This window comes from Flavobacterium noncentrifugens (assembly GCF_900100375.1).
GTDB classification, from domain to species: Bacteria; Bacteroidota; Bacteroidia; order Flavobacteriales; family Flavobacteriaceae; genus Flavobacterium; species Flavobacterium noncentrifugens.
The window spans coordinates 308,571-329,151 of record NZ_FNEZ01000005.1 but is presented as its reverse complement, the minus strand read 5'-3'; the positions used below and the strand labels follow the sequence as shown (position 1 = coordinate 329,151).

The window sequence follows — 20,581 nt, the reverse complement described above, 5'->3', positions numbered from 1 at the left end:
AGGATTTTGGATAAGAGACAGGTTTTTTTGGAATTCAATGCCCTAGCCCGGATTGCTTCGCCAGTTCGCTTTACTCGGGTGCAGCGGAAATCCTTTTTGAGGTTTTTCACCTAAAAAAGATTGCAGCGTATAGCCGGAACAGCTCCTAAAAAAATCAATAAAAAAACCGACAGCTTTTGACTGTCGGTTTAAAATGCTATTAAAATAGATTATTTCAAAGTTTTTAATGCGCTTGTTGCGAATTCGTTTGTTGCATCGATCGCCAATGTTTTGTTGAAATATTCTTTGGCTTTCGTTTTATCAGTGTTTGCGTAGCTTGAACCGATGTTGTTGTAAGCTTCAATGATTTTCGCTTTGTTTTTGGTCACTTCTTCAGCACCTTTTTCATTGACTACACGAACATAATCTTCGTAATATTTGATGATGTTGGGTTCATTTTCGAGCAATCTGTTTGTTCTTGCGCGGAAAATGTAAGCGTCTTGTGTTGTTGGAGAAGCTTCAGCTACTTTTCCGAAAGCGGCATCGGCTTTTTGAAGCGCGATTGGATCTGGTTTTACAACATCTTTTCTGGTGTTGTCGTAGTAAATTGAGTTTCCTAAGTAGAAATTGTCAAGCAGGAAGTTTTTTGATTCTGGGTTTGTCACGGCGATTTCGTAGATCGCTGCCGCTTGTTTGAACAATTTTTGCTCGTAGAATTTTTTACCGACTTCACTTAAATCGTTGGTCATGGTAATTTCCATTTCGACAGATTTCTTAATATCGGCTACACCTGAATCAAATGTTGGCTGATCAACAGTTTTTGTTTCTGCGTTGTTGGATTTTTTCAATTTAGATAGGCCTAAATACAAATAATCTCTTGCAATTACTTTATTTGCCGGGTTTGAAATGAAATCCTGAAGCGATTTGATCGCCACATCAATGTTGTCATTTTCGTAAGCAGAATATCCTAAGTAACGCAAGATTCTTGGGTTGACTTTGTCAAGCTCTTTCATTTTGTTTGCTTCCACTTCAAGTGCTTTGTAATCTTTTGCAAGAATCAGGAAGTCGGCGTGGCGCATGCGTGAAGCCAAAGAATAATCGGTAAGGCTCATGTATTTTTCGTAGAAACCTAAAGCTTTTTGGATGTATTCTGTATAATTTTTAGGGTCATTGTTTCCCCAGTAGTAATACGTTTCAGCCAATTCCCTGTAAACCGGACCATAATTTGGGCTGATCGCAATGACTTCATTGTATGCTTTTACCGCTTCATTGTATGCTTTTGCACCTTTTAACAAAACACCCAATTGCATTTTTGCACGGATTAAAGTATTATCTGCCTGAAATGCATTTCTGTAAGCTGCATAGGCTTCGTTTTGGTTTTTGTCACCGTAAAATGCATCACCCAAAGCCAATTGTACGTAAGCATTCATTGGATCTACAGCTTTCGCTTTATTTAAAATTGCGATGGCGCTTTTATAGTCTGGCTTGTCGGCATTTATGTAAGCGTTTGCTACGGCTACGTATTCTTCTGTATCTTTTTTCTTCACATCTTTGGTTGCAAGATCAAAGTTTGATTTTGCTGCGGTGGCATTTCCTTTGTCGAGATCGATCTGACCCAATCCGATGTAATTTAATTTTGCGCCTTCAGAGCCCGACAAACCTTTTTGGAAATAGATTTGTGCAGAATCGGCAACATCTTGTTTAAGATAAACATTTCCTAAGAGAAAAGCGGCGCGGCCATTTGCTGGTTTGGATTGTACAATTGATTTAAGCATTGCTTTTGCTTTTTCAAATTGTTCTGCATCAATCGCTTTTTTTGCCTGGTCAACATCCTGCGCCTGAGTAGCTCCTGCAGCAGTTAATAAGGCAAAACTAAAAATCTTTAATTTATTCATCTTGTGTGGTTTTTATTTTTTATTAGTTTCTTTACCATTTCTGATAAGAATTTGTCGTGATGGTGTTTTGACGGGCACCAATCCCGCTTTGAGTATAATCCGCTGCCCGGTTTCGCTGGTTACGAATGAAGAAAATCCCATTCCCAATCCGGCATAACCCTGACAATTGACGATGTACAAATCGCGTGCCAAAGGATAAATGCCTTCTGCTATATTATTCTGGCTTGGGAAGGTATAAGAATTTGATGAGTTTCCTTTTACACTTAAGACATTTATCTTTTCAAGATATGGTTGCGTTTCCGGTTTTGGATCATTGATCCAGTTCATTCCGACAACACCGATGATTCCGCTATTCTCAGAAACATATTTGATTACTTCGTCATTGGTCTTAAAAGAGAAAACGCCTTTTTCGGGAAAACTTTTTATTCCGGCCAATTCATTGATATATCTTGCGGTGCTTGAATTTGGATTGTCAAAAACCAATCCTTTGATTGATGAAGGCTTTTGCTGCATGAATGCAATGATATCCTGCAACGCAATAATTGTATCTTTATCGTTTTTATTTGAAATCAGCGCAATGGCATCGGTGGCGATCTTTGTAATTCTTGGGATAATTTTCTTGTTTTTGAAAATCTGCTCTTCGTTAGGATTTAATCCTCTGGACAAAACGGCAATCTGCGAAGTATCATTGGCCAGCTTTTGGATTACTTCTGCTTCAGATTTACTTTCTAAAGTAATTTTAGCATCGTATGTACTTTCAAATATCTGTACCTGGTCTTCGATGATCGGAGTTAGCGTTTCATCAACCAAAATTGTCACTTTGCCGGAATTGATCGATTCTTTCGAATGACCTGCTTCTTTCTTTTTGCAAGTGATCACTAAAATGGCCAATAAAACAAATGCTGCAACTTTGAACTTTGCTTTCATATTAATCCTTATTTGAATTGAAAAAACGCAGAAACCTGAAGAAAGAATATACGATCAGCAATACGCCGAAAGCAATTCTGTAATTTTGCTGCATCTGAATCGGAAAGCGTTTCCAAAAGATGACAGCCAATCCCAAACAGAGGTAAATCAGAAAAAACAAAATCCCTATAACGAGAAGAAATCGCTCTTTAAGCGATTTCTTCCTGATATTATTTATTATTTTATCGATCACTTATTCTGCAGATTGAATGTTGATTGGCAAGGAATACAATACCCTTACCTTTTTACCATTCTGCTCTCCAGGATTCCATTTCGGACAAGATTTCAAAACGCGGATCGCTTCTTTACCTGTTCCGTAACCGATATCCCTGATCACTTTAATATCTGTAAGTGAACCGTCTTTTTCAACTACAAAAGAAACGAATACTTTTCCTTTTAAACCTTCTTCTTCAGGAACCTGATAATTCTTACCAACGAATTTGTAAAACTTATCGATACCTCCTGGAAAATCAGGTTTTACTTCGATACCTGCGGTGTTGTAAATGTTGTTGTCTTCTTCCACTACATCTTTAGGCCCGTTACCAACTGGCTCAACAGTCAATTCAGCATCCGGATCCCCTTTGATGGTTTCAGCACCAATTTTTTTATCTACGATCTCTTTGATCTTTGGCGGTTCTTCAACGACCTCATCTGCTTTAGCTACGACTGGCTTCACAAATTTCACCTGGTCTACTTTTGGTGGCGGTGGCGGTGGCGGTGGTAAGTTTTCTTTAGGTTTTTCCTTTGGCGGTAACTTTACCGTTGTAATTTTCTGGTCCAAAGTAACTTCATCTGAACTATCCGGAAGCAAATTTGCCAGTACAGGAATACTTACTAAAAAGGTAAAAATCACTCCTCCGATAATAAGCGCCTTAGTGGTCGTTTTGCCATTTGAAGTTCTCAGTTCGTAAGCACCATACAACTTGTTCCGTCCGTCAAAAACGACATCCAGCCATTGTTTTTTTAATAAATCTAATTTCATTTTTATATTTTTTTTTAATTTATTCTGAAAGTATGTAAGCTGTTGTTAGAAAAGCTGACTTCCAATCTTCTTAAATTAATTAGATTATTTATTTTGTTAAGGATTAGGAACTGCTGCTGGAGCAGTTTTTTCTGCCGAAGCGCTTTCCCCTAACAATTTTGTTTCTTCCGGTGAAAACTCATTTACGATTGCATAAGTCGGAACATTTACAATTGCCATTTCATCAAGTATGTCTACGAGATTTCGGTAATTTGATTTTTTGCTCGGCTTGATAATTACAATCATTCCTTTGTCTTTGTTTCCTGTATATTGAAGAACTGCTTCTTTTCTACTCAACAATTCTTTTCGGATCCCATCGCTGCCGTATGCAAAATCTTTTGGTGCTCCACCTGAAACAGGCGTTGCCAATAAACCTACATAACGAACCAATTTGTTATTGTCTCCCAACAGTATGGTCATCGTACGATTTTCATCCACTTTGACATCTATGTTTTTATCTTTGTCCGGGTCTTTATCTGGCAACCCCAAATTCATAGATTGTGGTTTTGACAACGTTGTGGTAAGCATAAAGAACGTAATTAATAAGAAAGCCAAATCTACCATCGCAGTTAAATCTACTTTAGAGTTCGATTTTTTACTTCTTACCTTTCCACTGCCTTTTTTACCACCGCTGTCGCCAGTATTTAATTCAGCCATTTAGTATATTTTTTAAATTATTTTTCTTTTCCTCTCAAACCAGTAACCAAACTGAAGTTATTGATTTTTTGATCCTGCAAAATATCCATGACCCTTTTAATGACCGGATATTCTTCTTTGGCATCTCCTTTAATAGCGATCTCAAGTTCTTTATCCTGTAGTTCAATATTTGCGAGCCTTGCATTCTGGATCCACTCTGCCAATTGGTTGTCAAGAGAATCCTTAGGAATTCCTGGCTGAATAATATTCTTTCTTTCTGAAGGCTTCGCATCAAGCACTTGTTTCAGGCTTTGAATTGGCACACCAAAACTTTCCATTGAAGCAAATTTATTCTGATCGTCGTCTGAAAACTTCACACCGTATTTGTTGCTCATTAACTCAAGTGTTCTTTTTCGAACATCTTTTCCTTTCACGTCAAAAAATACTTTTCCATTACCTACGGTCAAAGTAGCCAGATCTTTTTCAGGCAACTTTGTTTGCACGGTAGATGCAGGTGTATCAACAGGCATTACTTCAGGAACTTTAGCGGTAGCAGTCAAAATAAAGAACGTAAGCAAAAGGAATGCAACATCACACATCGCCGTCATATCGGTAGATGTTGACTTTTTTTTCATTTTTATTGCCATTATTTTATTTATTTAAATTGATAAAAAATACCAACAATTATTGTTTCAAGCTGCCTCTGAAATATCTGTAAGTATTTACAATTGTAGTACCAGCTTCGTCAATTGCGTAAGTAAGGCTATCAATTTTTGATGTAAAGAAGTTGTAACAAATAATTGCCAAAGCTGAAGTCGAGATTCCAGTTGCCGTATTGATCAATGCTTCAGAAATACCGTTTGCAAGTTCAGCAGAATCTGCCCCACCACCACCTGCTAATCCAGCAAATGCTTTAATCATACCTGTTACTGTTCCAAGCAATCCTGCAAGAGTTCCCAAAGAAACCAATGTTGAAAGAATTGTCATGTGCTGCTCTAACATTGGCATTTCCAATGAAGTTGCTTCTTCGATTTCTTTGTGGATGGTTTCAGCAGCTTCTTCACTGTTGAATCCTTCTTTTTTAACATCCTGATATTTAACCAATGCTGAACGAATCGCGTTTGCTACAGAACCTTGTTGTTTGTCACAAGCAGCAATAGCTTCGTCAATATTTCCGCCTCTGATGCTGGCCTGAACAGTTTTCATGAATTGGTCAAGGTTTCCTTTACCAGTTGCTTTAGTAATTACAAAATATCTTTCAATTGAAAAAACAACAACCATTAACAACAACCCCATCAAAACAGGAACGATTGGGCCTCCTTTGTAAACCATTGCCAAATAATTTCCTTTTAGTGGTGCACCGGTATTCACGCCTCCTTCAAAATTACCACCATTACCCATGATAAAATTCCAGATAACCCATCCTACTAATATACATGCTACAATCACAATCCCAGAGAAAATTCCTCCTAAACTTGAACCACCTTCTTTTTTAACGTTTGCCATTTTTTTTAAATTTAATAGTTTTAATTAATTTATAATTTTAGTTGTAATAAAATTTGAATAGGAGCAAATTTAAATTTTTAGTTTAAATAAAAAAACTTTTTTTAATTTTATTATGATTAATTTATCGCTGAATATGCCTGAAAATCCAAGCCTTTTGAGATTATTTAACGAATATTGACTAAAACATCAGATTTATAATCATTTGAGTCCTCAATCGTTGTATAAGCTGTAAATAATGCACTATTATTTTTGGTGGCATTTTGGTAAATATTCTTACCAAATGCCTTAAATTGCATTTTTTAAACAATATTATACGCCAATGAACTATCATTTAAAATTCTCAGACAAACACGCACATGAGCAGAAAAGACGATTTTATACAGTATATTAACGAAGGTTACAGTTCAAAAGGCGACAGCATTATCCTAGGCGGTGCCATCTTCGAAGGTGAGCCGCTTCCGGATGCCCATGTCAAAATCCCTTTGAAGACCATCAACCGCCACGGGCTGGTTGCAGGTGCGACCGGAACCGGAAAAACCAAAACGATACAGGTGCTTTCTGAACAGCTTTCATCCTTTGGGATTCCTGTTTTAATGATGGACATCAAAGGGGATTTTAGCGGAATCGCCAAAGAAGGAACCGAACTTCCGTTCATTACAGAGCGCCACACAAAAATCAATATTCCGTATAATGTATCTGCTTTTCCTGTCGAATTGATGTCGCTTTCAGAACAAAATGGCGTCAGGCTGCGCGCTACCGTTTCTGAATTTGGCCCGGTACTGTTTTCACGGATTTTAGGGCTGAATGACGTTCAGGCCGGAGTGGTCGCAGTCATCTTCAAATATTGCGACGACAACAAAATGCCGCTACTCGATTTAAAAGACATCAAAAAAGTCATCAATTACATAACCGAAGAAGGCAAAGACGAAATTGAAGAACATTACGGCAAAATTTCCACTTCGACTACCGGAACGATTCTTCGGAAAATTATCGAACTCGAACAACAGGGTGCCGATATATTTTTTGGCGAAATGTCTTTCGACATCAACGATCTGATGCGCATCGATGAAAACGGAAAAGGCTACATCAACATCATCCGCCTGACGGATATTCAGGACAAACCCAAATTATTTTCGACTTTCATGCTGAGCCTTTTGGCCGAAATTTACCAGCAAATGCCCGAACAAGGCGATTCCGGCCAACCCGAACTGGTCATTTTCATAGACGAGGCACATCTCATTTTTAATGAAGCCAGCAAAGCGTTATTGGAACAGATTGAAAGCATCGTAAAGCTGATCCGCTCCAAAGGCATCGGGATTTTCTTTGTGACCCAAAACCCGATGGACGTTCCCAGCGGCGTATTGGCACAACTCGGATTAAAAGTCCAGCATGCCTTGCGCGCGTTTACCGCCAATGACAGAAAAGCGATTAAAATGACTGCTGAAAATTACCCGATCTCCGAATATTACAAAACCGATGAAACGCTTACAAATCTCGGAATTGGCGAAGCGCTTGTCACCGCACTAAATGAAAAAGGAATCCCAACGCCGCTCACCGCAACGATGATGCGCGCGCCAATGAGCCGCATGGATGTTTTGACGACTGCTGAAATTGACGACATCAACGCCCACTCAAAACTGGTTAAAAAATACAGCGAAGTCATTGATCGTGAAAGCGCTTATGAAATGCTGAATAAGAAAATAGAAGCAGTCGAACAGGAAACTGCGGCAAAAGAAGAACAAGTACAACAACAAAAAGAAGCTAAAAAGGAAGCCAGCGAACCGATGAGCCAAACCACAAAATCAGTGATTAAAGTATTGACCAGTGCCACGTTCATTCGCGGTGCCTTTGGGATCCTAACCAAATTATTCAGGAAATAATGAAAGGCTTCGCAACGATCGGATTGCTGGTTTTATCGAATGTTTTCATGACACTCGCCTGGTATGGCCATTTGAAATTTAAAGAACTCAAATGGTTTGAAAATGCCGGATTGATTACGATTGTTTTAATCAGTTGGGGATTGGCGCTGTTTGAATATTGCTTTCAGGTTCCGGCAAATAAAATCGGTTACGACGGAAATGGCGGCCCTTTTTCATTGATGCAACTCAAAGTAATCCAGGAAGTAATCACGCTTGTCATTTTTGTGATTTTCTCATTGTTGTTTTTTAAAAATGAAACTTTCAAGTGGAACCATGCCGTTGGATTTTGCTTTTTGATTCTTGCGGTTTATTTCATCTTTAAGAAATTTTAAACGTTAACAAAATCCTAAATTAATTGATACCTATACACAAAAGGTTGATTCCGAATGGTTCAAACACACAGCCGACTTTTTGTCGGCTTTTTTGCGAATTCTAATTCAAACCCATCGAATTCTAATTGGCTCAAAATAATTCGGCTTAAAAATGCCATCTTTAAAGTCTGAAGTTATTTATTATGAAAAAAACATTTCTGTTATTATTGATCGGCACGGGATTTCTAAACGCACAGATCGTACAAATCCCCGAAGGAAGTTTTAAAAATTTACTGCTGAATTACAGTCCGACAATCGACACCAACGGTGATCACGAAATCCAGGAAAGTGAAGCGCTGGGCGTAACAACGCTTAGTATTCTAAATCTTTGGATGGCAGATTTGACAGGATTGAGCGCTTTTCAAAACCTGACTTCATTATCAATTGAAGGCTATGCCTTGACGAATGCCAATCTAAACAGCCTCACCCAACTCAAAAATCTTGCTTTAAAAAATGTGAGTTTTGACGACCAGGCGAATCTCGACATTACGATGTTGCAGCAGTTGGAAACTTTGTACGTATACTTCTACACAGGCGATATCTTACTGCCTTCCGAAAACATCAATTTAAAAACGGTCACACTCGACGCGTGTCGCTTTGACATTTTAGATGTTTCAGGTTATCCGAACCTCGAGCATCTAGAAGTCCCAAAATCTTATTTAAACACACTTCTCTTGCCCGCATCAAGCGCAAATCTCAAATACATTTCGTTTACGCAATTGCTTTATAGCCAAGCTGACGTTACTTTTGATGCGTCTGTCTTTCCTTCGTTAGAATATCTGAATGCACAATCTTCGGGGATTGGTCATTTCAATCTAAGCGGCTTAACCCATTTAACTGAATTAAATATTTCGGGGAATGGGCTCACTCAAATCGACCTGACTGATCCTGTAAATCTGATAAGCCTTGATCTATCTGTAAATGAACTGACAACGATAAATGTCAACCATTTACAACAGCTCAAAAATCTGAATACCAACCGAAACTGGAGCTTACCGGAATTAAACATCAGCAACCTGACCAACCTGACAGCATTGGAATGCAACACAAATCACCTGACGTCTTTAGATGTAAGCCATCAACCAAACCTTCTTAAGCTTGACTGTGGACTGAATAGGATTACTACGCTTGATGTATCGCACAACACGGCACTTACAGAATTGTCTTGCAATTCGAATCTCCTGACTGCAATTGATGTGTCGCCTCTAACAAATCTTACCTTTTTGATGTGTTATGACAACAACATTTCAAACATCAATGTAAACATGCTTGTGCATTTAACAAGTCTTGACTGCGGGCTCAATCCGATACAAACCCTTAACGTAAGCAATCTGATAAATCTCGAATCGCTTCATTGTGCAACAAACGGGCTTGCCGCATTAGACATCACAAATCTTACACTTTTAAAAGAATTAAACTGCATCAACAATGCGTTAATGGCACTCGATGTTACGCATGCGCCACTACTGGAACGTTTATATACGAATGACAACCAACTTTCCTTAATAGATTTATCGAACAACCATATACTTCATTACGGCGATTTTTACAACAATCTTTTTACATCTATTGATTTTAGTCAACAAACAGATGGCCTTTTATTTATGAATGTTTCAAGCAACCCGAATCTTGTTTACATCAATTTTAAGAATGGCATACGAAACAACCAACTGTTCAGAAACAACGAATTTAATTGCCCAAGCTTAAGGTTCATTTGCGTGGACGAATTTAATGTAGCCAACATGCTGGACGAGATTAGATATGTTTCAGCAACAAATGTACAGGTCAATTCCTACTGTTCGTTTTCTCCGGGAGGTTTGCAAAACACCATTTTCGGGCACATTTCATTAGACGTGAACAATAACGGATGCGATGCAACAGATGCCTATTTTCCAAATATTAAAGTCAACCTTGTTAACGGATCTGCAACCGGGGCGACATTTACAAACGCGGCAGGAAATTATTTCTTTTACACACAGGAAGGCAGTTTTCAAATAACACCGCAATTCGAAAATGCTTTTTTTACGATTTCACCTGCATCGGCAAATGTCAATTTTGATGTTGTTGACGGTTCGTCGCAGACCCAAAATTTTTGCGTGACGCCAAACGGAATCCACAAAGACCTCGAAATTGCCATCATTTCTGTCGTTCCTGCACGGCCGGGATTTGACGCGAAGTACCAATTGGTATACAAAAACAAAGGAAACCAAACGTTATCGGGTTCCGTTTCGCTTGCATTTAATGATAACGTTACCGATTTCGTTTCGGCCGTTCCTGCAGTTTCAAACCAGTCTGTCGGACTTTTAAATTGGGCTTTCACCGATTTGCAGCCGTTCGAAAGCCGGGTCATTGATCTTACTGTAAATGCCAATGGCCCGATGGAAACACCTCCGGTAAATATTAATGATGTGTTGAACTATTCAGCTTCCATAACGCCATCCGATAATGATGAAACACCATTGGACAACGTGTTTACATTAAACGAAACCGTCACCGGATCGTATGACCCCAATGACAAAACCTGTCTTGAAGGAAATGCCATTGATCCTGCAAATATTGGAAAATATGTACATTATCTGATCCGTTTCCAAAATTCAGGAACCGCACCTGCCGAAAATGTCGTGATTAAAGATGTGATCGATACGGCAAAATTCGACATCGCTTCCTTGCAATTTACAAGCGCATCACATCCGCAAACGACAAAAATCACAGGAAACAAAGTGGAATTCTATTTTGAAAACATCAACCTTCCCGCAGAACAGGATAACGAACCCGGAAGCCACGGATTTGTTGCATTCAAAATCAAAACAAAAAGCAACCTGGTTGTCGGCAATACGATTTCAAACGTGGCCGATATTTTCTTTGATTACAATTTCCCGATTACAACCAATACTACCGAATCGACCTTTGCCATACTCAGGGCGAATGATTTCGAAAATGCGACAGTTTCTTTACAACCGAATCCTGTAGTTGACAAATTGCAGGTCACCGCAAAAGGCAACATGACGTTAATTCAGATTTTTGACGTTCAGGGCAGGCTGATCCAGACAATATTACAAAACAGCAATATAGCAACAATCGATTTCTCGAAACAAACAATCGGCGTTTATTTCATTAAGATCCAAACTGAAAACGGCACCAAAACCGACAAAATAATCAAGAAATAACACTGGTTTTTATTTTCTTTAATAAATGTTAATACGCAGAGCCAACGCTTTTTTAATCGGTAACTTTATGCTGCCAAAATAAAAAAACACATGGAAACGCGAAAACGCATCATCATTGCAGGCGCCGGATTTGGCGGCCTGCAACTGGCGCAAGATTTACAAAATACCGATTATGATGTCCTTTTAATAGACAAAAACAATTACCACCAATTCCAGCCTTTAATGTATCAGGTCGCGACAGCAAGGCTCGAACCGGCGAGTATTTCCTTTCCGCTTAGAAAAGTTTTCCAGTATTCTAAAAATGTCCGGATTCGCATTGCCGATGTATTGGGTGTAGACACTACGTCAAAAACACTCAGGACCTCAATAGAGGATTTCCAATACGATTACCTGGTTTTGGCCTTTGGCTGTACGACGAATTACTTCGGAAATAAAGAAGTAGAGCAGTTTACGTTTCCGATGAAATCCGTTCCCGAAGCGATCCAGCTGCGCAACCGGATTTTACAGACTTTTGAAGATGCGCTTATAGTAAAACCTGAAGATTTACAACCTCTAATGAATTTTGTAATCGTTGGTGGTGGCCCAACCGGAGTCGAACTTGCAGGCGCTTTGTCTGAAATGAAAAAGAACATTTTGCCGCGCGATTATCCCGATAAAGATTTTTCAAAACTCACCATTTATCTACTCGAAGGCTCGCCGTTCACATTAAGTCCGATGAGCGACGATTCCAGAAAAATGTCGCGCAAATATCTCGAAGATCTTGGCGTAATCGTAAAAACCAGTACCGTAGTAAGCAATTATGACGGCCGTACTGTTTCATTGCAAAGCGGCGAAAAAATCGAAGCGTTAAACGTGATTTGGGCAGCCGGCGTTACCGGAAATACGATCGAAGGCATTCCCACAGAAAACATGACGCGCGGCAACCGTTTTACAACAAATCGCTTCAGTGAACTCGAACATTTAAAAGATATTTACGCCGTTGGCGATATTGCATTTATGCCCACACCAAAATACCCGAAAGGACATCCGCAGGTGGCAAGCGTTGCTATTGCACATGCGAAGGCATTGGCGAAGAATTTTAAAAAATTATCTGAAGGAAAAAAATTAGAGCTTTTCGAATACCACGACAAAGGATCGATGGCAACCGTTGGGAAAAGAAAAGCGGTAGTTGATTTGCCAAAATTCAGCTTTCAGGGAAGATTGGCGTGGCTCACCTGGATGTTTGTGCATTTGATGCTGATCTTAAGCGTTAAAAACAAACTGTCGATTTTCATTACCTGGATGTACAGTTATTTCAACAACGACAGCACACTTCGGGTGTTACTGAGATCGACAAACAAAAAAGTAGAAAATATTCCGTTACCGAAAATCCCTAGCCCTGATGGCAGCGGAAATCCTTTTTTGTAGCGCAGCGGAGAAAAAGATTATAGCGAACAGCAGGAAAAAGCTCCTAAAACTATTTCAGTAAATCTAAAATTCTGTTTTCAACTGCTTCACTATCCCAGATTTTTTCAATTTCGGGAAGCTGCATCACTTTGCTCATAATCTCGTTTTGTTTGTCGCCAATGGCCAGCGCTTCGCTATATGGATTGTGGCTAAATGTCACGCGGCTGTACAATGGCAGCCATTTATCAGGGAATTTTTCTGAAAAGCGCTTTTCTATTTTTTTCTGTAATAAGAATTTTTCATCTGCGGTGTTCGAGCTCATTTCCATGAAATTGCGGTAAGACAATTCGGCTATCGCATCGGCATTTGGCTTCCTGGATTTTTGGTATTCTGAGAAAACTGTTGTCCAGTCGTCGCCAAATTGTTGCATCATTTCATAAAGCACAGTGATGTCTTCAAAACCCGCATTCATTCCTTGCCCATAAAACGGAACGATCGCGTGGCAGGCATCGCCAATGAGTGCCACTTTATCTTCAAAAGTCCATGGAAAACATTTCATCGTAACCAGTGTACTCGTTGGATTTTTAAAGAAATCCTCAGCAAGTTTGGGGATCACGTCAATCGAATCCGGAAAGTTTTTCTCAAAGAAATCTTCCACTGATTTCCGGTCGGTCAATGCTGCAAACGAGTTTTCGCCTTCAAACGGCATGAACAGCGTGCAGGTAAAACTGCCGTCCAGATTTGGCAAAGCGATCAGCATGTAATTGCCGCGCGGCCAGATGTGGAAAGAGTTTTTATCTAATTTGTGCAAACCATCTGCATTTGCCGGAATGTTCAGTTCTTTGTAACCGGTGTTTAAAAATTCCTGCGAATAATTAAACATGCTCTGGCGTTGCATCCTGTGGCGGATCCTCGAAAACGCCCCATCGGCACCAAAAACCATGTCGTATTTCACGTCTTTCCACTCGCCTCTTTCGGTTTCGCCAATGTGCAAAGTAGCTTCTGCGAGCGACACATCCCAAATGCGCTGTTCGAAGAAAAATTCGGCTCCGGCTTCTTCCGCCAGATCGATCATTTTCCGGTTTAATGTCCCACGTGAAATCGAGTAAATGCTCTCGCCTTCTTTGCCGTAATGCTGAAAATTGAGTTTGTCTTTTAAATGAATTGCGCGCTTGTCCATCGGGATTGCAATTTCGCGTACTTTATCGCCCACGTCCACGCCGTCAAGCGCTTTCCAGCCGCGGTGCGACATCGCTAAATTGATTGATCTTCCTGAGAACTGGATTTTGCGAATGTCCGGACTTCTGTCATAAACATGCACCGTATGCCCGGCTTTTTTGAGGTAAATTGCGAGCAGCGAACCCACAAGTCCGGATCCGACCACTGCAATTTTTAATGATTTCTGCATCAGCAACAAATAATAGTAAGTGCGTAAATTTAAGCAATAATTGAAAGCATCGCTTGGTTTTATTGATTTATTTGGGCGTGTCCTTCGTGCCTCAGGCCGCGCTTTCGGCTTTATCTTTCCGCTGCGCTGCAAGGATACCGCCTTAATCGCTCACGCGGATCAACATTGCATTCAAAATGATGTTTGTCGCAAACAAAAAAGACGGACAAACTGTCCGCCTTTGTATTAATTCCTCTTGAAATTGATCTTTTGTCCCACTTCGAGCCCGTTGTTTTTCGCAAGGACACCGCACATGTGGTATAGCATCCTGGCGCCCACGTTTCCGTCCCAGTCGTCATCGCCGGGAGCGACTTCAACAAGATCAAACCCTATGATTTCTTTTCCGCTGCCGGCCAATTTGCTTAACAAATACGTTGCCTGCTCGAATGAAAATCCGCCTGGAACCGGCGTTCCTGTATTCGGGCAATACCACGAATACATGCCGTCGATATCAAAACTGATTGTGACTTTTTGCGGAAGCGCAGCGATAATGTTGTCGCATTGCATTTCCCAGGTCATGCCTTGGAAGCTTTCTGCTTTTAAATCCATATCGGTATGCACAACGACGCGGTCAGATTGTGCCACTTCCACTTCCTGTTTGCAAAAATCACGGATTCCGACCTGTACAATTTTTGAAACCTGCGGGATCTGCAACGCATTGTACATAATGGAAGCGTGTGAATATTTAAATCCTTCGTAGGCGATCCGCAAATCCATGTGCGCGTCCAAATGCAAAATCCCAAAGTTGTCATGTTGTGTTGCCAAAGCCTGGTAATAGCCGAGCGGCGTAGAATGGTCGCCGCCTAAAAGCACGACTTTTTTGCCTCTGCCCATCCAGTGCAAAGTGCGGTCACGGACTTCAGTATTGAGATCGCCACACACTTTATTGATCTTATCGAGATCAGCCTGAAGCTTAGGGTTATTTTCAATTGCTTCTCCGCTTTCAAGCGCTTCGATGATCGGTTGTGCGAGGTTTTTGTATCTGGCACTGTCGTCATTCCATTTTGCGGTTTGTTCATTCAGGTCGAGGTACATCCCGAGTTTCCACAATTCTGGGAATTCCTGGTGGTGCAAATCGACTTGAAATGACGCGTCTAAAATTGCTTCTGGACCTTCAGAAGCACCAGCGCCGTAGCTCACAGTCACTTCCCAGGGAACAGGGATGATGATGATTTCGCTTTCATCTGCCGTAAAGGGCAATCCGAAAATACTTTGGTCAGCTAATCCGGGTTGCGACGGATCGAAACTGTTTATTTTTTGTTCTTTAGTCATTTTTTAGTGTTCTTTCAATCGGACGCAAAGGTACTTTATTTGCCAAAAAAAAAACCGCAATGAAATGTTATTTTCACTGCGGCTTGCTTTAATGGTTTCTTAAAATTAGTTTTTCACGAATTTGTAAGAGAATTTGCTGTTGTTAAAATTGATCGTGTAAACGCCTGATTGCAATTTAGAAACATCTACTTTTTGCTCTTTAGAATCGATTGCTTTTTCGATTACTTTTTGGCCAAGCATGTTGTAGATCGAAATGGAATCAGTAGTATCAAGGTTTCCTTTGATAGTGATTTCATTGACGGCAGGGTTTGGATACACTACGATGTCATTTGCTCTTGCATTGTCATTAAGCCCTAACGCCGGCTCTACCACAAGGGTGAATGTATCAGAAGCAGTTCCGCTGGTCATTGTAATCACATAAGTTCCTGCACGAAAAACCGTTCCCGGCGGTGGAGATTGAACTGCGGGAACATCACAATTCGGACTGTATACAATCGTTTCTGAGGTAAAATCCCCAAGAATATAATTACCCTCTGCATCAACTGTGACAGTTTCAGTTTCGGGCGCACTCACCACCAACAATGCAGGCATCGTATAACCTGCAGCGGTAAATTTCTGGGTAATGGTCCTCACATCAGCACAACTGTATCTCATGTCTATGGCCGCTTGTCTTAAAGCCCTGGCGCTGTTTTGTTGATTGCTGCTGCTGTTTGTAAGTACTAAACCTTCTAGGAACATTTTGTCTGTTTTTTCCCTTCCGATGGCATCCCATATTTTCATCAGGACTGTCGCCCAGATCTGTCCGTCGGTATGTGCTGCGCCACCTTGCAATCCAACCAGTCCACCTGGATAGAGTGCTGCATAATTGGTAGTTCTTCCATCCCAACAGGTATTGTGACCGTCCCAGCTGAACATGTAATTGTATGCCGCATCAGAAGATGTCCATTGGTTTAGGCTTCGGCTGTAAGATTGAGCCCAGTAATCACCATTTCCTTCACCAATATATGGCGAAGTGCTTCCGTTTGTCAACCAGTCGTGAACGCCGTGACCAAATTCATGCCAGATGACATCAGCATCTTCAGCATCATCTACACAACCTTCACCAAAAGCGATTCTTTCCGTAGAAGGAACATAATGTGAATTGTCGTCACCATCCAATCCCGAAGGATCATATAAAAGAACCCCGCTATTTAAACTCGGCTTACATACAATGCCTAATGTTTCATTGATATATCTTAAACTTTTGTCCAATTGGTAAAAAACATTTACCGCTTCAAAACCGTCATTGTCCCTTGTAAAATTAAAATCACTTGTTGCCCGGGTAAACAAACCTTTATTTGGTGTTTCAAAGTCGCCTATTTGTACATAAGAACTTTTTAACTTATAAATGCCTGCCGTCAAATCAATTTCTGGCAACGTTACTGCTGTTCTTGCTGCAGCCAATTGCGTAGTATTTGCATCATTTCCATCAACATAACCTGTCGCTCCATAAGCAACATGTGCAGCAGACAACGGATCTGAAAGATACACCATCGCTGTTCCTGTTACGAAAGCAAAAGGTGCCATCGAAACAATTGAATTTGTTTTTTTAGGTTGTTCAATACTATTTTTTTCATGACGGTGGTATATTGCAACGTCTTTGGTGCTTAAAACAGTCCCTGTTTGAGCATCGACCAAAACTTCCCAACTGGCTTTTCCATTTGCTGGATTCGTTACGATTCTATAGACCAATTTGGTTTGGTCATTGATTTCGGCAACAATCAATTCTTTTTCATCAACCGTATAGCTTACGTTAAGTTTCAAGCTTTCTTTTGAAGCAGTTAAAGCGGCATCTGTAGAAAGGCTTGGCGTAGTCGTGATATTTTTTGCTGCAGCATCAAAAGACTCAGAAGTAAAACTGAGTTTGTCATTCTGATTGAAATGCACTACAATTTCTGAATGGTAAACCGGCACATTGTTGATCATTTGCTGAAAACGAAGCGTTTCCCCTGCAAGGCTTTTCTTTACAAAGTTCAGTTTAAATGTATGATAATCTTTAATTCCCAGTTCTTTCGAATGATCTGTAATCCATTTTCTTGCAGCGTTTTCGTTTTTTGAAACCTGCGCGTTAGTGGCAAACCCGAAAGCAGCAACCAATGCCATGAGAGGTAATTTCAATTTCATTTGTAGTAGTATTTAATTTGACACATTGTTTTCAGTAGCTTACAAAGCTAAAATATTTTGTTTATACTTTTTCAATTCTTTTTATTTTCATCAAACTTTTAAGAATTCGGCTTATGAATTTAGTATACCTGCTTTTAAAACTTGGCCAAATTCGTACATATCTTCATAAGAACAATACAAAGGAACCGGCGCCAGGCGAATTACGTTCGGTTCACGCCAATCGGTTATGACGCCATTTTTCATCAGGTAGTCGAAAAGCTTCCTGCCTTCGCCGTGCAGGAAAACCGACAACTGCGAAGCCCTTTCTGAAGGTGCCAACGGTGTAATGATTTCAAATGTGCTGTCGACTTCTTTGTCAATTTCGTGCAATATGAATTCGAGATATGCTGTTATTTTATCCCTTTTTTCGATGAGCGCGTCCATTCCAATTTCGTCGAACATTTCAACCGAAGCCAGATAAGGTGCAAGCGAAAGCACCGGAAGATTGCTGATTTGCCAACCTTCGGCGCCGTTTGCCGGATCAAAATCTGGTTCCATTTTAAAGCGGCGTTCTTTGTTGTGTCCCCACCAGCCTGCAAATCTTGGCAATTCTTTATTGTGGTGGTGTTTTTCGTGAACGAAACAGCCTGATGCATTTCCTGGGCCGGAATTCATGTATTTGTAACTGCACCAGGCAGCAAAATCGACATTCCAGTCGTGCAGTTCTAGTTTGATGTTTCCCGCGGCATGTGCGAGATCCCAACCCACTTTTGCACCCGCTTCATGACCGGCTTTTGTGATCGTTTTGATATCGAAAACCTGCCCCGTGTAATAATTGACACCGCCGATCAAGACCAACGCCAATTCATCTCCAACTTCTTTGATTTTTGCCAATACGTCTTCAAGGCGGATGTTGTGTTCGCCTTCGCGTCTTTGGATTTCAACAATCGCATCTTCTGGTTTGTAGCCGTGGAATTTCACCTGCGACTGGATCATATACTGGTCGCTTGGAAATGCTTTTGCTTCGCAGAGGATTTTAAATCTTTTGCCTTCGGGCTTATAAAAAGACACCATTAATAAGTGTAAGTTTACAGTTAACGTATTCATTACAGTGACTTCAGACGGCTTGGCACCGACGATCTTGCTCAACGGATTTGCAAAGCGTTCCTGATAATCCCACCAGGGTTTATGCGCGTAAAAATGGCCTTCAACGGCAAGTTCTGCCCAGTCGGTCATGATTTCATCGACATAGGCTTTGGTTCTTTTGGGCTGCAATCCGAGGGAATTTCCGGTGAAGTAAATCACTTTTTTGCCGTTGACTTTCGGGAAGTGGAATTCATCGCGGTATTTAGAAAGCGGGTCTTCAGCATCGAGTTGTTGCGCGAATGCTTTGGTATTTTGAAAGGTCATAGGTTGTTGTTTGTTTGGTAAAAGTAGGGAAAACAGTCGAAAGTCAAAAGTCAAAAAGTCGAAAGAAGGTATTGTCGAAGAAGTAATCCCGGTTTAAGGTTCGCGTTAGGGATTGCAGTGGAAATCCTTTTTTGGAATGACCTGCAGCGCAGCGGAAGGAATTCAAAAAAGATTGAAGCGGAAAGCCCGGCCGCAGGCAACGCCCAAAAACAAAAAATCCCACCATTGCTGACAGGATTTTATTTTTGAACAGGCTCAAGCTTTTGTCTTTTGCCTTTTTACTTATGCCTTACAAAATCAGCATCGCGTCGCCGTAAGAATAAAATTTGTATCCTTCTTTGATCGCTTCTTCATAGGCTTTTTTCATTAAATCGTGGCCGCAGAATGCAGAAACCATCATCAGTAATGTTGATTTTGGCGTATGGAAATTTGTGATCATACAATTGGCAACACTGAAATCGTGTGGTGGGAAAATGAATTTATTCGTCCAGCCTTCAAATGGATTGAGTGTTTTTGCCGATGAAACCGAGCTTTCGATCGCACGCATCGAAGTCGTTCCTACCGCACAGATCCTTTTCTTTTTAATTTTGGCGTCGTTTACAATATCACAGGCTTGTTGCGTGATGATGAGTTCTTCCGAATCCATTTTATGTTTGGAAAGATCTTCTACTTCAACCGGGTTGAAAGTTCCAAGGCCGACGTGTAAAGTGACCTCAGCGAAGTTTACGCCTTTGATCTCCAATCTTTTCAGCAAGTGTTTTGAGAAGTGCAAACCGGCAGTTGGAGCGGCAACAGCGCCTTCTTCTTTGGCGTAAATCGTTTGGTAACGCTCGGCATCTTCGGGCGTTACTTCGCGGCTGATGTATTTTGGGATGGGCGTTTCACCAAGTTCTGTCAGTTTATTCCTGAATTCTTCGTATGAACCGTCGTAAAGGAAACGCAATGTTCTTCCGCGTGAAGTCGTGTTATCGATGACCTCAGCAACCAATGAATCGTCGTCGCCGAAATACAATTTGTTCCCGATCCTGATCTTTCTCGCCGGATCGACTAATACGTCCCAAAGGCGCTGCTCTGAATTGAGTTCGCGAAGCAAAAACACTTCGATTCTTGCGCCGGTTTTTTCTTTGTTTCCGTACAAACGCGCAGGAAAAACTTTGGTGTTGTTGAGTACCAGAACGTCGCCGTCACCGAAATAATCGATCACGTCTTTGAACATTTTGTGCTCTATGGTTTTTTTCTCGCGGTTGATGACCATCAGGCGCGATTCGTCGCGGTTTTCAGCCGGATATTCTGCAAGCAATTCTTTTGGTAAATTAAAATTGAAGTGTGATAATTTCATATATCGTTTTGGTTTAACTGCGTTCTTTTGGGGCTATTTGGCCTGAAGTGGGTGCAAATATACGATTGTGCGACAGGCGTTGTCAAGTGTTTTGGGGTTTATTTTCAGGAAGCCAACAACAGCAA

The 20,581-nt window shown here is 40.7% G+C and carries 15 protein-coding genes; 4 read left to right on the top strand and 11 right to left on the bottom strand.

All coding sequences use genetic code 11. From position 1 onward, the window contains the following. Positions 1 to 209 precede the first annotated feature (209 nt). From BLS32_RS15110 to BLS32_RS15080, 6 genes are all read right to left on the bottom strand, one after another. The gene (locus tag BLS32_RS15110) at positions 210 to 1,874 is read right to left on the bottom strand and encodes a tetratricopeptide repeat protein (protein ID WP_091397708.1); all 1,665 of its coding nucleotides are present in this window, start codon (positions 1,872 to 1,874) and stop codon (positions 210 to 212) included. Between the two features lie 12 nt (positions 1,875 to 1,886). Continuing rightward, the gene (locus tag BLS32_RS15105; protein ID WP_091397705.1) at positions 1,887 to 2,801 is read right to left on the bottom strand and encodes a PstS family phosphate ABC transporter substrate-binding protein; all 915 of its coding nucleotides are present in this window, start codon (positions 2,799 to 2,801) and stop codon (positions 1,887 to 1,889) included. Between the two features lie 232 nt (positions 2,802 to 3,033). Then, the gene (locus tag BLS32_RS15095) at positions 3,034 to 3,822 is read right to left on the bottom strand and encodes an energy transducer TonB (RefSeq protein ID WP_091397699.1); all 789 of its coding nucleotides are present in this window, start codon (positions 3,820 to 3,822) and stop codon (positions 3,034 to 3,036) included. A gap of 96 nt (positions 3,823 to 3,918) precedes the next feature. Next, entirely contained in the window at positions 3,919 to 4,518 is a 600-nt protein-coding gene (locus tag BLS32_RS15090) for an ExbD/TolR family protein (protein ID WP_091397697.1), read from the bottom strand. 17 nt (positions 4,519 to 4,535) lie between these two features. Continuing rightward, entirely contained in the window at positions 4,536 to 5,132 is a 597-nt protein-coding gene (locus BLS32_RS15085; RefSeq protein ID WP_371860033.1) for an ExbD/TolR family protein, read from the bottom strand. A gap of 49 nt (positions 5,133 to 5,181) precedes the next feature. After that, positions 5,182 to 6,003, bottom strand: a complete 822-nt coding sequence (locus tag BLS32_RS15080) for a MotA/TolQ/ExbB proton channel family protein (protein ID WP_091397692.1) — start codon at positions 6,001 to 6,003, stop codon at positions 5,182 to 5,184. A gap of 356 nt (positions 6,004 to 6,359) precedes the next feature. On the opposite strand from BLS32_RS15080, the gene BLS32_RS15075 reads away from it, so the two are divergent. From BLS32_RS15075 to BLS32_RS15060, 4 genes are all read left to right on the top strand, one after another. Further along, positions 6,360 to 7,883, top strand: a complete 1,524-nt coding sequence (locus BLS32_RS15075; protein ID WP_091397690.1) for a helicase HerA-like domain-containing protein — start codon at positions 6,360 to 6,362, stop codon at positions 7,881 to 7,883. Further along, positions 7,883 to 8,254 (top strand): DMT family protein, encoded by a 372-nt coding sequence (locus BLS32_RS15070; protein WP_091397688.1) that lies wholly within the window; start codon positions 7,883 to 7,885, stop codon positions 8,252 to 8,254. Before BLS32_RS15075 ends, BLS32_RS15070 begins: the two co-directional genes overlap by 1 nt. A 182-nt stretch (positions 8,255 to 8,436) precedes the next feature. Further along, positions 8,437 to 11,460: a DUF7619 domain-containing protein gene (locus BLS32_RS15065; RefSeq protein ID WP_091397684.1), complete on the top strand. Its 3,024-nt coding sequence runs from the start codon at positions 8,437 to 8,439 to the stop codon at positions 11,458 to 11,460. Positions 11,461 to 11,550: 90 nt separating this feature from the next. Then, entirely contained in the window at positions 11,551 to 12,867 is a 1,317-nt protein-coding gene (locus BLS32_RS15060; RefSeq protein ID WP_091397681.1) for an NAD(P)/FAD-dependent oxidoreductase, read from the top strand. Positions 12,868 to 12,916: 49 nt separating this feature from the next. Here the strand turns inward: BLS32_RS15060 and BLS32_RS15055 are convergent, their stop codons facing one another. From BLS32_RS15055 to queA, 5 genes are all read right to left on the bottom strand, one after another. Then, complete coding sequence (locus BLS32_RS15055; protein ID WP_091397678.1) at positions 12,917 to 14,254, bottom strand: FAD-dependent oxidoreductase; 1,338 nt, start codon at positions 14,252 to 14,254, stop codon at positions 12,917 to 12,919. A gap of 225 nt (positions 14,255 to 14,479) precedes the next feature. After that, positions 14,480 to 15,565 carry an agmatinase family protein gene (locus tag BLS32_RS15050; RefSeq protein ID WP_091397676.1) on the bottom strand — a complete coding sequence of 362 codons (1,086 nt, stop codon included), beginning with the start codon at positions 15,563 to 15,565 and terminating at the stop codon, positions 14,480 to 14,482. A gap of 105 nt (positions 15,566 to 15,670) precedes the next feature. Further along, positions 15,671 to 17,728, bottom strand: a complete 2,058-nt coding sequence (locus BLS32_RS15045; RefSeq protein ID WP_091397674.1) for a T9SS type A sorting domain-containing protein — start codon at positions 17,726 to 17,728, stop codon at positions 15,671 to 15,673. A gap of 111 nt (positions 17,729 to 17,839) precedes the next feature. Next, the gene (gene kynU / locus BLS32_RS15040; RefSeq protein WP_091397672.1) at positions 17,840 to 19,117 is read right to left on the bottom strand and encodes a kynureninase; all 1,278 of its coding nucleotides are present in this window, start codon (positions 19,115 to 19,117) and stop codon (positions 17,840 to 17,842) included. Between the two features lie 289 nt (positions 19,118 to 19,406). Beyond that, complete coding sequence (gene queA / locus BLS32_RS15035) at positions 19,407 to 20,456, bottom strand: tRNA preQ1(34) S-adenosylmethionine ribosyltransferase-isomerase QueA (protein ID WP_091397669.1); 1,050 nt, start codon at positions 20,454 to 20,456, stop codon at positions 19,407 to 19,409. Between the last annotated feature and the right edge of the window lie 125 nt (positions 20,457 to 20,581).

What these genes read in the sequence shown, in the direction of transcription:
- BLS32_RS15065 (WP_091397684.1), top strand. Translation starts at nt 8,437, where the DNA reads ATGAAAAAAACATTTCTGTTATTATTGATCGGCACGGGATTTCTAAAC.
- BLS32_RS15070 (WP_091397688.1), top strand. Translation starts at nt 7,883, where the DNA reads ATGAAAGGCTTCGCAACGATCGGATTGCTGGTTTTATCGAATGTTTTC.
- BLS32_RS15055 (WP_091397678.1), bottom strand. Translation starts at nt 14,254, where the DNA reads ATGCAGAAATCATTAAAAATTGCAGTGGTCGGATCCGGACTTGTGGGT.
- BLS32_RS15075 (WP_091397690.1), top strand. Translation starts at nt 6,360, where the DNA reads ATGAGCAGAAAAGACGATTTTATACAGTATATTAACGAAGGTTACAGT.
- BLS32_RS15095 (WP_091397699.1), bottom strand. Translation starts at nt 3,822, where the DNA reads ATGAAATTAGATTTATTAAAAAAACAATGGCTGGATGTCGTTTTTGAC.
- BLS32_RS15080 (WP_091397692.1), bottom strand. Translation starts at nt 6,003, where the DNA reads ATGGCAAACGTTAAAAAAGAAGGTGGTTCAAGTTTAGGAGGAATTTTC.
- BLS32_RS15105 (WP_091397705.1), bottom strand. Translation starts at nt 2,801, where the DNA reads ATGAAAGCAAAGTTCAAAGTTGCAGCATTTGTTTTATTGGCCATTTTA.
- kynU (WP_091397672.1), bottom strand. Translation starts at nt 19,117, where the DNA reads ATGACCTTTCAAAATACCAAAGCATTCGCGCAACAACTCGATGCTGAA.
- queA (WP_091397669.1), bottom strand. Translation starts at nt 20,456, where the DNA reads ATGAAATTATCACACTTCAATTTTAATTTACCAAAAGAATTGCTTGCA.
- BLS32_RS15110 (WP_091397708.1), bottom strand. Translation starts at nt 1,874, where the DNA reads ATGAATAAATTAAAGATTTTTAGTTTTGCCTTATTAACTGCTGCAGGA.
- BLS32_RS15050 (WP_091397676.1), bottom strand. Translation starts at nt 15,565, where the DNA reads ATGACTAAAGAACAAAAAATAAACAGTTTCGATCCGTCGCAACCCGGA.
- BLS32_RS15060 (WP_091397681.1), top strand. Translation starts at nt 11,551, where the DNA reads ATGGAAACGCGAAAACGCATCATCATTGCAGGCGCCGGATTTGGCGGC.
- BLS32_RS15045 (WP_091397674.1), bottom strand. Translation starts at nt 17,728, where the DNA reads ATGAAATTGAAATTACCTCTCATGGCATTGGTTGCTGCTTTCGGGTTT.
- BLS32_RS15090 (WP_091397697.1), bottom strand. Translation starts at nt 4,518, where the DNA reads ATGGCTGAATTAAATACTGGCGACAGCGGTGGTAAAAAAGGCAGTGGA.
- BLS32_RS15085 (WP_371860033.1), bottom strand. Translation starts at nt 5,132, where the DNA reads ATGAAAAAAAAGTCAACATCTACCGATATGACGGCGATGTGTGATGTT.